The sequence below is a fragment of the Streptomyces sp. 4F14 genome (assembly GCF_048159485.1).
Taxonomy (GTDB): Bacteria; Actinomycetota; Actinomycetes; order Streptomycetales; family Streptomycetaceae; genus Streptomyces.
In genome coordinates, this window is the sequence record NZ_JBLRVY010000360.1 from 1 (window position 1) to 324 (window position 324).

1 protein-coding gene is annotated in these 324 nt (G+C 68.2%); it reads left to right on the plus strand.

The features are described from left to right. A partial coding sequence (locus ACLZOT_RS51110; RefSeq protein ID WP_416976132.1) for a hypothetical protein occupies positions 1 to 196 on the plus strand: 196 nt, incomplete at its 5' end. Positions 197 to 324 lie beyond the last annotated feature (128 nt).

A 324-nucleotide genomic window follows, 5' to 3' on the forward strand; every position in this document is an offset into this window, starting at 1 on the left:
CTTCGAGGGCGACCCGTACCTCCCGGTCGACCCCGGACAGAACGCCAGTGCCCGACTCGCGATGTCCACTGTCTGGCACGAGGATCCGCAGAAACTGAAGGCGCGCGGTCTGGAAGGCCACGCTTCCTTCCTCACCACGGACTTCGACCTCACCATCGCCACCGCGATGTCCGACGAAGTGAAGCGGAACGACTGAGCAGGTTACGACCTCTCAGCGGTCGGCGACGACCCCATGGGGGCGAGCAAGGCAGGCGGCGCATCAGGGGGGCGTCTTGTGGGTGAGACAGGCCGGGCCGAGCGCGCGCCGCCGCAGGGCGGGGAATG